Genomic DNA, 13,722 nt, shown 5'->3' with positions numbered 1-13,722 from the left:
AGGCCGTAGGGCAGCCGGGCCCGGGAGCCGTTGACGCCGGCGGCCGCGGTGGTGCCACCCTCGGTGCCCACCTCGCTGCCGGTCACGGTGCCGGAGTCGCTGTCGGCGAAGTTACCGGCGCCGGGCTGTTCCATCACCGGGTCGGCCGAGACGTCCGACGGGATGCCGTTGGGGCCGAATCCCTGCGCGGTGACCGCGCCGAGGGCCTGGCCGGGAGGTTCGTTGATCGGGGCCAGCAGGCCGGCGTTCGCGTTCTCCTCGACCATCACGTCGCTGGCCAGTCCGCAGGTCTTGCCGGCGAGCGCTTCCAGGTTGGAACGCCCGACGGACCAGGCCGGGTACTGATTGGTCATCGCCAGGGTCAGGGACACCACCTCGAACATCACCAGCACCCACGCGGCGATGGCCAGTGGTGATTGGACGATCCGCTGCCAGCGGTGCTGCTGTTCGTCCGGGGACTTGTCGCGGCCGCTGAAGTGGAACCAGGCCGCCAACAACAAGGTCAGCACCGAGAAGCCCAGCAGGATGGTGGTGAACCCGAACTTGTATTCGGGGAACGAGTTGGACCAGGGCACACCGAAGTTGGAGACGTACCACCAGCCGTTCACGGTGGCGAACGACAGCGCCACCACGAACAGCACCAGGGCGGCGAACATCGACCGGTTGCGGCGCGACTTCATCGCGACGGCCGTAACGGCGACGGCGGCCAGCGCACCGAGGGATCCGGCCAGCCCGGCGAACACGCCGAAGTGGTGCGTCCACTTGGTCGGGGTGAACATCATCGCCAGGAACGAGATGATCGTGATGCCGATGATGCGGCGGCTCGGCCCGGCGGCGGTGCCGGGGATGCGGCCCTTGCGCAGCGTCATCGCGATCGACACAGCCAGCGCCACCAGCAGGGTCAGCACCGCGAAGCGTCGCGCCACCGAACCGTCGGGGCTTGAGGTGAACAACCGCGAGTAGCGGATGTGCTCGTCGAACCAGGCCAGGCTGGGGCCGACGGCGGACTTGAATGTGCTGGCCTGGATCTCGCCGGCCAGGGTCTGGTCCCGGAAGATCAGGATGATCGTCACGGTGCAGGCGGCCAGGATCGGGGCCAGCAGTGGCAGATGCCCGAAGCGCGAGGTATGCCGGGCCACAATGGTTTTCAGCGGTCCCACGGCGACCAGCAGGGCGCCGACGGCGGCGATGCCGGTGGGGCCGGAGAACAGGGTCAGTGCACCGATGATGATCGCGATGGCCACCGGCAACATGCGGTTGGTGGCCACCCCGCGTTCCACCGAACACCACGTCAACAGGATGCCGAGGGCGATGATCGGTTCGGGGCGAAGGCCGTTGTTGAGCGGCAGCCAGAACGCCAGGAACATGCCGGCGGCGGTCCAGGCGGCCGCACGGTTGGTCTTGACGGCTCGGCCGAGTCGCGGCAGCACCTCACGGCTGATCACCCACCAGCAGGCCAGCGCCATGAGCAACGTGGGTAGCCGCAGCCAGATGCTGGCGGTGGAGACGTGGGCCCACAGCGCCAGCAGGTCGTAGTACCAGCCGAACGGGGCCTCGGGGGTGCCGAACCAGCGGTAGTAGTTGGCCATGTAGCCGGCCTGTTCGGACACCCGGGCCATGGTCAGGATGTAGCCGTCGTCGGATGTGTTGGCCCCGACGAAGTGCCACCACACCAGCACCGCGGTAACCAGTCCGTCCAGCGGCGTCATCGACCACCAGCGGGGCGGCAGGAAACGCCGGTGCCGGACACCGTCGGCGGAGTCGAGACGATGCAGCGCGCCCAGGGCGATGACGGTCATCGCGACGCCGATGATCATCGCCATCAGCTTGAGCAGCGTCGGGGCGCTGCTGTACCGGGAGTCGATGGTGGCCGAGAACTTCAGGCCCTCTGGTGCGGGGCCGGACAGGTCGGTGAAGACGCCGACGATTTGCGGCCGGAAGTCGTAGCCGCCGCGCTCACCGCGCAGGGGTGCATCGGGGTTGTCGGCGGTGTCACTGGCATCGGCCTGGGTGAGCCCGACGAATTCGCCGGTCACCTTGTCGGCGTGCGCGGTGAAGGTCAGGGACTGGCAGGCCGGGCTGAGCACTGCATCCAGCGGTGCGCTGACCACCGGGGTGTTGCGCACGATGACCAGCAGGTCGTTGTTGACCCGTTCGATGAGCAGGCCGCGGTCGACGGCCTTGGGCGCCTGCTTGGGCACCGTGGACAAGAGGACGGTGCGGGCGCGATTCTCCGGTCCGGCCAGGCCGGCGGCGGCCTGGCACGGCACCGTGATGGTCAGATCGGTGGCGACGTACCCGATCAGCGGTGCGTTGATGCTCTGCCAGGTGCCGTTCTGTGGCCAGTTCAGCTGGGCGGTGGTCTGCTTGACCGGAAGCAGCGGTGTCGCCACCGCCATCAATACGCCGAGCAGACCGGCGACGACGGCGATGAGCCGCACCGTCCGGTGGTTGCTGCCGGCGGTTCCCTGCGGTCCCGTCACGGGCTCTGATGCTATCGGCGTGTCTGCGCCGGAATTAATGGCCATCGGGAGTTGGCTTTCTGATCGCCAGGACGAACGGTCCGATGTCGGTCACCTCGAAACGTGGATCTTTGAACAGTGCCGCGTCGAGCGCCACGTGGTAGCGGCGCACGTTCGGCTGGTTGGGGTAGACGTCGGAGGCCAGGCGCAGCGTGTAGGTGTCGTTCGCGCCGTGGCGCATCAGGAACACGGTCGGCGCCTTCCAGGGCATCTCGTCGAGCGCCTTCACGAACTGGTCGGCCTTGCTCAGCGTGGCCCAGCCCTCGATGGCCTTGGCGCGCTTGTCGAATTCGGCAAGCGGGTTGGCGTAGTGCGACGTCAGGCCCTGGAACCCGTAGTAGGGGTAGTACGACAGGAAGCTGTAGTCGGCGGTCAGCACCACGGTCTCGTTGCGCGGCACTCCGGTGACCTCGGCGATCTTGGCGTCGATCTCGCGGTAGTAGCGCTCGGCCCCCGGCGCCCGGCGGTCTGCCCGCTGCCCGGTTCCGTCGGTGTCGGTGTAGGCCACGTTGATGTCGGGGCGCAGCACGTCGGGGATGTCCTGGCTGAAGGTGACGGCGCCGATCACGCCGACGGCGGCGGCCGCGATGGTGACGCGCTGCGCGGTCTCCGGCTGGTAGCGCCTTGCGATTGCCTGCGTCGCCTCGATGAAACCGAACGCACCCGCGGTGGTGAGCAGCACGGTCAGTGCGGGCTGCAACCGGAAGGACAGCAGCGTGGTCCCCGCCAGGGTGGTCAGCATCGACAGCAGCGACCAGGCGTAGACGGCGAGCACCGCGGTGGCCAGCGCCCCGGCCCGCGTCGAGGAGCGCGCGCGGACCACGAGCCACAGCGTGCCGAGCATGCACAGCGCGCCGAGCAGCGTGAAGCTCAGCATCGGGAAGGTCAGCTGGGCGCCGGCGTCGGGCAGATAGTGCTGGGCGGTGCCCTTTTCGGCGGGTGTTCCGCGCAGCGAGGCCAGCAGGTACGGGCCCCAGGTGATCAGGGCGATCGCCCCGGAGATCAGCGCGATGACCAGCAGACGCAGCAGCGGGTCGATCCGGCGCCGGGCGATTGCCAGCACCAGCGCCATCAGGGCCAGCGTGAACGCGCAGTAGGCCAGCAGCAGGGTGTAGAAGAGGGCGGCGAAGCCGAGAAAGATCCCGACGCCGACGACAGCGGCCCAGCCGCCGTTGCGGGTCTTACCTCTCAACCCCGACCAGGCCAGCACGAACACCGGCGGCAACAGCACGGTGATGATCGCGGCGTAGGGCTCGGTGGAGGAGTAGGCCAGCACGGCGGCGGTGCTCGCGGTGGTCACGATCAGCGCGTATTCGAAGCGAATCATGGTCGCCCACAACACGAAGGCGAGTGCCACGGCGATGGTGATCGAGACGATCGACCAGGGCTTGAACATCTCCCAGGCCGGGGTGCCGGTGGCCGCGGCGATGCGCCCGCCCATCCAGAACCAGCCGGCCGGGTAGTACGGCGGAAGCCCGAAGTAGGTCATGTCGTGCAGGCCGGGGGCATCGGCCAGCCGGGTCAGGTACTCGGTGCGGAACTGCTGGTCGACCGAGACCCCGAACAGGTACAGCTTGGTGGCGCCCAGCGGCATCGCCAGGGTGACCACCGAGAACGCGGACAGGAAGATCAGCGCGGCCAGCCGGGCCAGGGTGCGCCGGCCTTTCCGCCAGATCAGTCCGGCGGCGATGATTCCGGCGAGCGCGCCGACCTGGCCCACCGTGGTGAGCGCGTGCAGTTGGTTGGACGTGTTGTAGGCCGGCCATTGGACCTGGGCGATCGCGGCGATCGACACCCCGGCCACCGCCGAGGCGAGCATGAGGGCGATCACCATGTGTCCGGTCACCCTGGCCGGACCGGCCAGTCCGGCCTGCATCAGATGGGAAGCTTGCGGAAGATGGGCCGCGGGATGTGCCGCAGAACCATCATCACGTAGCGGAACGCGCCAGGCGCCCAGACCAGATCCTTACCCTTGGCCGACGCGGTGACGGCCAGGTTGGCCACGTATTCCTTGTCGACGGTCAGCGGGGCTTCCTTGACGTGGGCGCTCATGCGGGTGCGCACCTGACCGGGCCGGATCACCAGGACCCGCACGCCGAACTCGCGCAGGGCCTCACCGAGGCCGAGGTAGAACCCGTCGAGACCGGCCTTGGTGGAGCCGTAGACGAAGTTGGACCGGCGCACCCGCTCGCCTGCGGCCGAGCTCATCGCGATGATCCGGCCATAGCCTTGGGCGCGCATCTTCTCGCCGACCAGGACGCCGACGGAAACCGCTGCGGTGTAGTTGATTTCGGCGATCTGCACGGCCTTGCGCTGGTTCTGCCACAACTCTTCGGCATCGCCGAGCAGGCCGAAGGCCACGATCGCGACATCCACGTCACCGGCAGCGAACGCCTTGTCGATCACATCGGGGTGGCTGGCGGTGTCGACTGCGTCGAAGTCGATGACCTCGACCGAACTGGCACCGGCGTTTCGCAGCTGGGCCACCGCGTCGTCGCGGCCCGGATCGCCGGGCAGGGCGGCCAGCACGATGCGGGCAGAGGCGTCGCGCAGATAGCGCTCACAGATCGCCAGCCCGATCTCTGAAGTGCCGCCGAGCAGCAGAATCGTCTGGGGGTTACCTACGGCGTCGAACACCATCTAGCGCAGCTCCAAGCCTCGGGGGACATCGTGACGAGGGTACCGTGCGGTTTCCTTCGAAAATTCGAGCAATCCGGGCGCAGGGCCTTGACCGCATTTCCTACACGACGTAGCTTTTTTCTACATCGTGTAGGAAATAGGGGAGATCATGACGATCCGTGACTGGCTGGCATTGCCCGAGACGGAACCGGGGGAGGACTACGGGTTCTTCGGCCCCGATTCGGTGACATGGAAGGTGTGGAGCTATCCCACTTCGCTGTCGATCGGGTTCCAGCGCGCCGTCGTCATCGAGGAACTCGACCCCGCGCTCGTCGCGGCGGTCGACAAGACCCACGAGATCTACTCGCGGCCGCGCACCCGGTACGACCGGACGCTGCGCTACTTCGCCATGGTGGCGTTCGACGACAGTCGCTCGACCACGAAGGCCGCCGACGTTCTGGTCAAGATCCACTCCAAGGCCATCGGCACCGACCCGGTCACGGGAAAGACCTACGACGCCAACAACCCGTATTCGCAGCTGTGGATCCACCTGACCGCATGGCATTCCATCCTGGTGGCCTACGAGAAGTACGGCCCCGGACCGCTGTCACCCGAAGAGGAATTGCAGTACTGGCGCGAATGCGCGATCGCCGCCGAGCTGCAGACCTGCGACCCCTCCGACGTTCCCCTGACCCGCGAGGGCATCCGGGAGTACTTCGAGAAGATGCGACCCCAGCTGATCGGCTCGGATATCGCCCGACAGGCCATGCACCACCTGCTGGGCGCCGAGGTGATGCTGCCCAGGATGCCGCTGCTGCTTCGTCCCGGCACCAGGGTGATCACCGCGTTCCTGCGCCGCGGCACCCTGGCGACGATGCCGCGCTGGATGCGGGAGATGGCCGGGCTCAGCACATCCCGGCTTCTGGATGCTCTGGTGGTGCCGCCGCTGAATGCCGCGTTCACGGTGATCGCCATGAGCAAGCGGCTCCAGCTCATCCTGCTGCGGTTGCTGTCGCCGGCGACCCTGCCCATCGGCGCACGGGTCCTGCTGTCGGTTCCGCCGAAGGACCCGATCACCACCACACCGCGCGAGGCTCAGCGTCGCTACGGCTACGCGGCACCGAGTCAGGCTCACTTCGAGTTTCGGGAGAGGCAGGCGGTCCGCGTGTTCGGTGAAGGGGTCGCACCGAGTGACGAGGGCATCGTGGAGTCGCAGCCGATTCTCGGCAGGATCGGATAACTCGTGATCAAGAATCTTCTCGACCACCGGTTGAGCATCCGGCAGCTCGTCTACCTCGCGGTCGTGGTGGGGGCCCCGTACTTCGTGATCGGCATGATCTGGGCCCTCACCCACAGCGACCACATCGCTGGGCTCACAGGGCTGGACAAGCTGTTCTCGCTGTTGGGCGAGATCGTTGCGTGGCCGGTGCTGATCATCGCTAATGTCACGCTGACATGAGTGGAGTGAGGTGAACGAAGCCGCAATCGCCAACCGGGCCCGCGCCGAACATCTGGGCCCGGACCGGCGCCGGCCGCAGGTCCTCGACGCCGCGTTGGAGATCGCAGCGCAGCAGGGGCTGGCCGACGTGACGATGGGCAACATCGCAAGCCGTCTGGGCGTCACCCGGCCGGTGGTCTACGCCTGCTACCCCGGGCGTGGGGAAGTGCTTGCCGCACTGTTGGATCGGGAAACCGACGAGGTGCTGGCCAGCCTGCTCGAGCTGTTGCCGCCGCAGCGCACCGGCTCCATCGAGCAACTGTTCGTCGACGGGTTCCGCGCGCTGCACAGCACCGTGCGCGAGCGTCCCGCCTCGTGGCGCATCATCTTCGGGACGGACCCCGACCCGGTGCTCACTGCGGCCATCGCGCGGGGCCGGGACCGCCTCCGCGGTCAGCTCGCCACCGTGATGCGCCCGCTGATGCAACGGTGGCAGGTCGCGGATATCGACGTGACACTGCCGATGCTGGTCGAGGTGTTCCTGGCGATCTGCGAGGCCGCCGTCCGGAAGATGCTCGACGCCGACGGCGATTCAGAATTGATTGCCGAAACCTTCGGCAGGGCGGCCTACCGCGCGGTGCGCGCAAAACCCTAGTGCAACAACAACACCCCGCGAGCTTCGAGCCCGCGGGGTGTTGAGTTACTTATCAGATCAGACGTCGAACCGGTCGGCGTTCATCACCTTGTTCCAGGCGGCGACGAAGTCCTTGACGAACTTCTCCTTGGAATCGTCCTCGGCGTAGACCTCGGCCAGCGCCCGCAGTTGCGAGTTCGAGGCGAACAGCAGGTCGACGCGGCTGGCGGTGTACTTCTGCGCACCGCTGGACCGGTCGGAGCCGACGTAGGTGCCGTCATCAGCCGGCGACGGCGCCCACTTGGTGCCCATGTCGGTCAGGTTGACGAAGTAGTCGTTCGTCAGCTTGCCCTTGTTGGCAGTCAGCACACCGAGGTCAGAGCCACCGTGGTTGGCGCCCAGCACGCGCAGGCCACCGATCAGCGCGGTCAGCTCCGGACCTGACAGGCCGAGCAGGTTGGCCCGGTCGATCAGCCGATACTCGGCCGGCAGGCTGTCGCCCTTGGCCGCGTAGTTGCGGAAGCCGTCGCCCTTGGGCTCCAGGTACGCGAACGACTCGACGTCGGTCTGGTCCTGGGTGGCGTCGCCGCGCCCCGAGAGGAACGGCACGGTGACGTCGAATCCGGCGTCCTTGGCTGCCTTCTCGACACCGACAGCCCCGCCGAGGACCACCAAGTCCGCGAAGGAGACACCGGTGTCGGACGCTGCCTGGATCTCCTCCAGCTTGCTGATCACCGGGGCCAGCTCGTCGGGCTCATTGACCTCCCAGCCCAGCTGCGGCTGCAGGCGGATCCGGCCGCCGTTCGCTCCACCGCGCATGTCGCTGGAGCGGTACGACGCCGCGGCTTTCCATGCAGTGTCGACCAGCTGCTGCACGGTGAGACCGGAATCGGCAATGGCCGCCTTGAGCGTGTCGACATCGGCATCGCTCAGGGTCTTACCGGCCGGAACGACGTCCTGCCACAGCCAGGTCTGCTTGGGCACCAGCGGTCCGAGGTAGCGGGCCACCGGACCCAGGTCGCGGTGGAGCAGCTTGAACCAGGCCTTGGCGTACTCCTCGGCCAGCTCCTCCGGGTGATCCAGCCAGCGGCGGGTGATCTTGCCGTAGATCGGGTCGAACCGCATCGACAGATCGGTGGTGAGCATCGACGGGTGGGTCTTGCCGGTGCCCTGCGCCATCGGCACCGAGTTGGCCCAGCCGTTGTCCTTGGGCTTCCACTGGTTGGCGCCCGCCGGGCTCTTCGTCAGCTCCCACTCGTTGCTGTAGAGGATCTCCAGGAAGCTGTTGTCCCACTTGGTGGGGGTGTGCGTCCAGGTGACCTCGATGCCGCTGCTGACGGTCTCGTTGCCGACACCCGGGTTGGACCAGCCCAGGCCCACCTGCTCGAGCGGTGCGGCCTCGGGCTCCACGCCGTTCTCGATGTCGGTGGCGCCGTGGGTCTTGCCGAAGGTGTGACCACCGACGATCAGCGCCGCGGTCTCGATGTCGTTCATCGCCATCCGGCCGAACGTCTCGCGGATGTCGATGGCTGCTGCCAGGTAATCCGGATTGCCTTCGGGGCCTTCGGGGTTCACGTAGATCAGACCCATGGTGGAGGCGCCGAGCGGGTTCTCCAGCTTGGTGCGGTCACCGTTGGAGCCGGCATAGCGCTCCCGGGTGCCGAGCCACTCGTGCTCGGCGCCCCAGTAGATGTCCTCCTCGGGCTCCCAGAAGTCCGGGCGGCCGAAGGCGAAGCCGGCGGTCTGGAAGCCCATGTGCTCCATCGCCCGGTTGCCCGCGTAGACGATCAGGTCGGACCACGAGATCTTCTTGCCGTACTTCTTCTTCAGCGGCCAGAGCAGACGACGGGCCTTGTCCAGGCTGACGTTGTCGGGCCAGCTGTTCAGCGGGGCGAACCGCTGCATGCCGCGGCCGCCGCCACCGCGGCCGTCCTCGACGCGGTAGGTGCCCGCGGCATGCCACGACATCCGCACGAACAGCGGGCCGTAATGACCGAAGTCGGCCGGCCACCACTCCTGCGAATCCGTCAGCAGGGCATCGAAATCGCGCTCGAAGGCCTCGAAATCGAGGGTCTTGACGGCCTCGCGGTAGTCGTAGCCCTCGTCGTTCGGGTCGATGGCGGGCGGGTTCTTCTGGAGGATCTTCAGGTTGACCGCATTGGGCCACCAGTCGCGGTTGCTGCCGCCCTCGACGGGAGGCTTGATCACCATCGGACAGCCGCTTTCGGCGGGTTCGGTTTGTGCTTCACCAATCGGGGGGTGAGTTTCGGCGTCGGCCATGACAAATCCTTTCCGGGGCTGGCGGGTTAAGGGGTTATCTAGTTGGGGCAATGGAACATTCGGGGCAAGTACCCCAATAGATGACCTCGGCTTCATCGATCTCGAAACCGTGGTCGTGTGACGCGGTCAGGCATGGGGCCGACCCGGCCGCGCAGTCCACGTCGGCGATTGCGCCACACGATCGGCACACGACGTGGTGGTGGTTGTCGCCGATACGTGATTCGTACCGGGCGACTGAACCGGATGGTTGGATGCGCCGCACCAGTGCTGCCGCGGTGAGCGCATGCAATGAGTCATATACGGCCTGGTGGGAGACTTCGGGCAGGTCTTTGCGCACCGAACGGATGATGGTGTCCGTGTCAGCGTGTGGGTGCGCATGGACCGCGTGCAGGACCGCCACTCGGGGGCGGGTCACACGCATGTCGGCGCTTCGCAGCATCTGCTGGAAGTCCGCGGTTGTCGCCACGGACCGAAGTCTCGTCCCTTTTCTGGAATTAGTCAAGAATAAAATTCTTGCCAATTCGAGGGGAACGGTGAGGGGCTAGACGAGCTCCAGTCGGCGTGCCATGTCCGAGACGAACAGGCCGTCGGGATCGACCCTGCGACGCACAGCCAGCCACTCGTCGATGCGCGGGTACATCGCGTGGAACGTCTCGGCCGTTGTGCGGGAATCCTTGGCGGTGTACAGCCGGCCACCGAATTCCAGTACCCGGCGGTCGAGTTCGGTGACGAACTCGTTCAGCCCGGCCTTGATCGGGAAGTCGACGCAGACGTTCCAGCCGGGGATCGGGAAGCTCAGCGGTGCCTGATTGCCAGGGCCGAACAGCTTGAACACGTTGAGGAAGGAGTAGTGCCCGGAGCGCTGGATGTCGAGGATGATGCCCTTGAACTCCTCGACGGCCTCGGTGGGAACCACGAACTGGTACTGCAGGAAACCCGCCGGACCGTAGGCGCGGTTCCATTCTCCGAACATGTCCAGCGGGTGATAGAACTGCGTCAGGTTCTGCACCTTGTTGCGGTAGGTACCCGATTTCAGGTACCACAACTCGCCGATCGGCATGAACGTGAGCTTGTTGGCCAACCCGTTCGGGAACACGTCCGGCAACGTGAGTAGTTGCGGCGCATCGAATTTCAGCGGGTCCTTCTGCAGCTTCGGAGGCAGCTGGTCCAGGGTTGCCAGTGAACCTCGCGAGATCGCGGCGCGGCCGAGCTTCGGCGGCTTGCTGATCGCGTCGAACCAGGCCGACGAGTAGGTGTACTTGGACTCGCTGCCGTCGCTGTGGAACTCGATGGTCTCGTCGAGCGTCTTGGTGACATCGCCGTCGGCGATGAAATAGGCAGTCTCCGTGGGCGTCATCTCGATGGTGGCGCGCAGGATGATGCCCGTCAGGCCGTTACCGCCGACCGTGGCCCAGAAGATGTCGGCGTTCTCGCCCTCCGGCGTCAGGTGCAGCACCTCGCCGTTGGCGGTCAGCAGTTCCATCGAGCGCACGTGGTTGCCGAAACTGCCTGCGCTGTGGTGGTTCTTGCCGTGGATGTCGCAGCCGATGGCGCCGCCGATGGTCACCTGGCGGGTGCCCGGCAGCACCGGAACCCACAGTCCGTGGGGCAGTGCGGCCCGCATCAGCTGGTCGAGGTTCACCCCGCCGTCCACGTCGACCAGCTTGGAGCCTGCATCGATCGAGTGGATCTGGTTCAGCGACGACATGTCGATGACGAGACCGCCACCGTTCTGCGCGTTGTCGCCGTAGGAGCGGCCCAGGCCGCGGGCGATCACACCCCGGCCCTTCTGCTCGGCGGCGCGCGCGACGGCCCGGACGATGACCTCGGGATCGCTGGTTGAAAGCACCTGTGCCACGGTCGGTGCGGTCCGGCCCCAGCCTGTCAGGCGCTTGGGAGTGGTCGGCAAATCAGTAGTCGACATCGCAGAGAAGCGTACCCGGCAGTAGCCGGTCCCGGACCTCAGTGCAGCTTGAAGATCACCGCGCGCTGCACGATGAAGTTGATCACCGTGGCGGTGCCCTGGGCGATGATGAACGCGACCGGCACCCGCCAGGGCTTGTCCTCGAACTGCATGTAGAACACGAAGTTGATGCCCACCTGCACCGCATAGGTCACCGCGTACAGAACACAGACGGCGATGAACCGGGCAGTGCTCGGAGGTGCCTGGAAGGTCCAGCGCCGGTTGATCAGGTACGCGGTGGCGGTGCCGGCGATGAAGCTGATGGTCTTCGCGACGTTGACCCGGATGTCCTCGTCGACGTGCCAGAACGTGGCGAAGAGCCGGAGGAAGGTGATGTAGAGGCCGAAGTCCACTATCGCGGCCAGTCCGCCGGTGATGATGAATCTGAACGCCTGGGTCTTCAGGCTCAGGGTCGGCGACATCACGGGTTCGGCCACCTGGGCAGCTTAGCGAGGCCGTACGGTGCACTCGTGCTGCAGACGGTGCTCAACGACCTCGGGATCGCGGTGTTCGCGTCGTCGGGGGCGATGGTCGCGATACGCAAGGGCTTCGATCTGTTCGGTATCGCGGCCCTCGGGGTGCTGACCGGCGTGAGTGGCGGGGTGATCCGCGACCTCTTCCTCGGCGTCCATCCACCCACCTCTATCCAGCACTGGCCCAACATCACCGTCGCGGTGGCCGCGACAGCGGTGGCGACCCTCACCGCGAAGCACCTGATCCGGTTCAACCACATCGTGCTGCCGCTGGATGCGATCGGCATGGGCTTCTTCGCGACCTCGGGCGCGGCGTTCGCCGTCGACCACGGGGCCAGCTGGTTCGCGGCGGTGCTGATCGGCATGACCACCGCGATCGGCGGCGGCATCATCCGCGACGTGCTGGTCCGGGAGATCCCGATGTTGATGCGGCCGGACGATCTGTATGCCGTCCCTGCGCTGATGGGTGCGACGACCTACGCGGTCATCGACTACTTCGGCCCGCAGTGGGTCGGTCTGGCGGTGGGCACGGTGCTGGCCACGACGCTGCGGCTGGCCGGGCTGGCATTCCACTGGCGGTTGCCCACCGGCCCGTCGGACCTGATTGCCGGTGAGGACTCCTAACGCAGCGCCGCTGACAGCACGCCGCACAGCGCGTCGACGGCGGGCCCGAAGGCGTGGTCCGCGGGCGCCCCGAATCCGATGATCACCCCGTCGGGGTCGGGGGTATCGGGTCCGGCCAGCGGGTGCCGCATGATCGACAGCCCGCTCAACGCGATACCGGCTTCACCGGCCCGGCGCAGCACCTCGGGTTCGGCTCCGTCGGGCAGGGTCAGCAGCATGTTCACCCCAGCCGCCAGCCCGCCGATGCCGAGGTCGAACCCGGCCAGTGCGGCGGCGAGGGTGTCGCGTCGCCGCCGGTAGCGGTTGCGCATCCGCCGGATGTGCCGGTCGTAGCCGCCGCTGCGGATGAAGTCGGCCAGGGTCAGCGCGGTGAGTGCGTCGACGTGGTACTGCGCCCCGCCGGCCGCCGCGATGACCGGATCGATCAATGCGTCGGGCAGCACCATCCAGCCCACCCGCATCACCTGGGCCATGCTCTTGCTGGCCGAACCGAGGTAGACGACGCGTTCCGGATTCAGCGACTGCAGGGCGCCGACGGGTTGGCGGTCGTAGCGGAACTCGCCGTCGTAGTCGTCGTCCACCACGTACCCGCCGGCGCGCTGCGCCCAGTCGATGACCGCGGTGCGCCGCGCCGGGTGCAGTGCCATCCCGAACGGGCTCTGGTGCGCGGGAGTCAGTAATACCGCCGGGGTGTCCAGCCGGTCCAGATCCCTGATCACCGCGCCGTGGGCGTCGACGCCGATCGGCGTTGTCGGTACGCCCAGGCCGGCGAGCGCGTCGCGGAAGATGAACAGCCCGTGGGCCTCCACGGCGATCGGTCGCCGGGTGCCGAGCACCCGGCCCAGCAGGTCGACGCCGTCGCGCACCCCGGAGCAGATCACGATCGACTCGGGGTTGGTCCGCACGCCGCGCACGCGGCCCAGATATTCGGTGAGAGCCTCGCGCAGCACCGCCGGTCCGCGCGGGTCGCCCATCCGCAGTGCGGAGACCGGCGCGTCGGTGATGGCCCGGCGCGCCGACGCCAACCAGGCCGACCGCGGAAACTCCGACACATCGGGGGATCCGGGCATCAGGTTGTGCCGGGGGACGCGGGGATGCGGCGCGGGCGCGGCGCCGGCCCCGGTGCGGTGGCGCGCGCGACCCAGGTGCCCGCGCCCTGGCGGGAGGCC

Annotated in this window: 11 protein-coding genes and 1 pseudogene; 4 read left to right on the top strand and 8 right to left on the bottom strand. The window is 67.3% G+C overall.

All coding sequences use genetic code 11. From position 1 onward, the window contains the following. The 3 genes from TX88_RS00515 to TX88_RS00505 form a co-directional block, all read right to left on the bottom strand. Positions 1-2,528, bottom strand: a 2,528-nt coding sequence (locus TX88_RS00515; RefSeq protein ID WP_409365838.1) for an arabinosyltransferase domain-containing protein, incomplete at its 3' end; no start/stop codon positions are given. Continuing rightward, positions 2,518-4,398: a galactan 5-O-arabinofuranosyltransferase gene (locus tag TX88_RS00510; protein WP_044513829.1), complete on the bottom strand. Its 1,881-nt coding sequence runs from the start codon at positions 4,396-4,398 to the stop codon at positions 2,518-2,520. The genes TX88_RS00515 and TX88_RS00510, both read right to left, overlap by 11 nt. Beyond that, positions 4,398-5,162 carry a decaprenylphospho-beta-D-erythro-pentofuranosid-2-ulose 2-reductase gene (locus tag TX88_RS00505; protein ID WP_044513828.1) on the bottom strand — a complete coding sequence of 255 codons (765 nt, stop codon included), beginning with the start codon at positions 5,160-5,162 and terminating at the stop codon, positions 4,398-4,400. The genes TX88_RS00510 and TX88_RS00505 overlap by 1 nt, the downstream gene beginning before the upstream one ends. Before the next feature lie 148 nt (positions 5,163-5,310). Between TX88_RS00505 and TX88_RS00500 the strand changes: the two genes are divergently transcribed. Genes TX88_RS00500 through TX88_RS00490 form a run of 3 tightly spaced genes read left to right on the top strand, consistent with a single transcriptional unit; the run spans position 5,311 to position 7,234 of the window. Next, positions 5,311-6,381 carry an oxygenase MpaB family protein gene (locus TX88_RS00500; RefSeq protein ID WP_044513826.1) on the top strand — a complete coding sequence of 357 codons (1,071 nt, stop codon included), beginning with the start codon at positions 5,311-5,313 and terminating at the stop codon, positions 6,379-6,381. 3 nt (positions 6,382-6,384) lie between these two features. Then, positions 6,385-6,600, top strand: coding sequence for a hypothetical protein (locus TX88_RS00495; RefSeq protein ID WP_044513825.1), 216 nt, complete (start codon positions 6,385-6,387; stop codon positions 6,598-6,600). A 10-nt stretch (positions 6,601-6,610) separates the two neighbouring features. Next, on the top strand, positions 6,611-7,234 hold the full coding sequence (locus TX88_RS00490; RefSeq protein WP_044513823.1) for a TetR/AcrR family transcriptional regulator: 624 nt from the start codon (positions 6,611-6,613) through the stop codon (positions 7,232-7,234). Between the two features lie 57 nt (positions 7,235-7,291). Here the strand turns inward: TX88_RS00490 and katG are convergent, their stop codons facing one another. From katG to TX88_RS00470, 4 genes are all read right to left on the bottom strand, one after another. Next, positions 7,292-9,493, bottom strand: a complete 2,202-nt coding sequence (katG, locus tag TX88_RS00485) for a catalase/peroxidase HPI (protein WP_044513821.1) — start codon at positions 9,491-9,493, stop codon at positions 7,292-7,294. A 34-nt stretch (positions 9,494-9,527) separates the two neighbouring features. Continuing rightward, positions 9,528-9,932, bottom strand: coding sequence for a Fur family transcriptional regulator (locus TX88_RS00480; protein ID WP_044518953.1), 405 nt, complete (start codon positions 9,930-9,932; stop codon positions 9,528-9,530). 102 nt (positions 9,933-10,034) lie between these two features. Continuing rightward, positions 10,035-11,417 carry a decaprenylphosphoryl-beta-D-ribose oxidase gene (locus TX88_RS00475; protein ID WP_044513819.1) on the bottom strand — a complete coding sequence of 461 codons (1,383 nt, stop codon included), beginning with the start codon at positions 11,415-11,417 and terminating at the stop codon, positions 10,035-10,037. A gap of 38 nt (positions 11,418-11,455) precedes the next feature. Beyond that, on the bottom strand, positions 11,456-11,878 hold the full coding sequence (locus tag TX88_RS00470) for a GtrA family protein (RefSeq protein ID WP_044518952.1): 423 nt from the start codon (positions 11,876-11,878) through the stop codon (positions 11,456-11,458). A gap of 48 nt (positions 11,879-11,926) precedes the next feature. Here TX88_RS00470 and TX88_RS00465 point away from each other — a divergent pair, with 48 nt between their 5' ends. Continuing rightward, entirely contained in the window at positions 11,927-12,553 is a 627-nt protein-coding gene (locus TX88_RS00465) for a trimeric intracellular cation channel family protein (RefSeq protein WP_044513818.1), read from the top strand. Here the strand turns inward: TX88_RS00465 and TX88_RS00460 are convergent. Next, positions 12,550-13,722 (bottom strand): annotated as a pseudogene (locus tag TX88_RS00460) (aminotransferase-like domain-containing protein); the annotation flags it as partial. The gene TX88_RS00465 and the pseudogene TX88_RS00460 overlap by 4 nt on opposite strands.

The organism is Mycolicibacterium septicum DSM 44393, from assembly GCF_000455325.1.
GTDB lineage: Bacteria > Actinomycetota > Actinomycetes > Mycobacteriales > Mycobacteriaceae > Mycobacterium > Mycobacterium septicum.
The sequence above is the reverse complement of the archived record's forward strand: the minus strand, read 5'-3'. Positions and strand labels throughout refer to the sequence as shown.

Bases quoted from the DNA above. Each gene is read 5' to 3' on its own strand.
- TX88_RS00510 (WP_044513829.1), bottom strand. From the start codon at position 4,398: ATGCAGGCCGGACTGGCCGGTCCGGCCAGGGTGACCGGACACATGGTG.
- TX88_RS00505 (WP_044513828.1), bottom strand. From the start codon at position 5,162: ATGGTGTTCGACGCCGTAGGTAACCCCCAGACGATTCTGCTGCTCGGC.
- TX88_RS00500 (WP_044513826.1), top strand. From the start codon at position 5,311: ATGACGATCCGTGACTGGCTGGCATTGCCCGAGACGGAACCGGGGGAG.
- katG (WP_044513821.1), bottom strand. From the start codon at position 9,493: ATGGCCGACGCCGAAACTCACCCCCCGATTGGTGAAGCACAAACCGAA.
- TX88_RS00480 (WP_044518953.1), bottom strand. From the start codon at position 9,932: ATGCTGCGAAGCGCCGACATGCGTGTGACCCGCCCCCGAGTGGCGGTC.
- TX88_RS00475 (WP_044513819.1), bottom strand. From the start codon at position 11,417: ATGTCGACTACTGATTTGCCGACCACTCCCAAGCGCCTGACAGGCTGG.
- TX88_RS00470 (WP_044518952.1), bottom strand. From the start codon at position 11,878: ATGTCGCCGACCCTGAGCCTGAAGACCCAGGCGTTCAGATTCATCATC.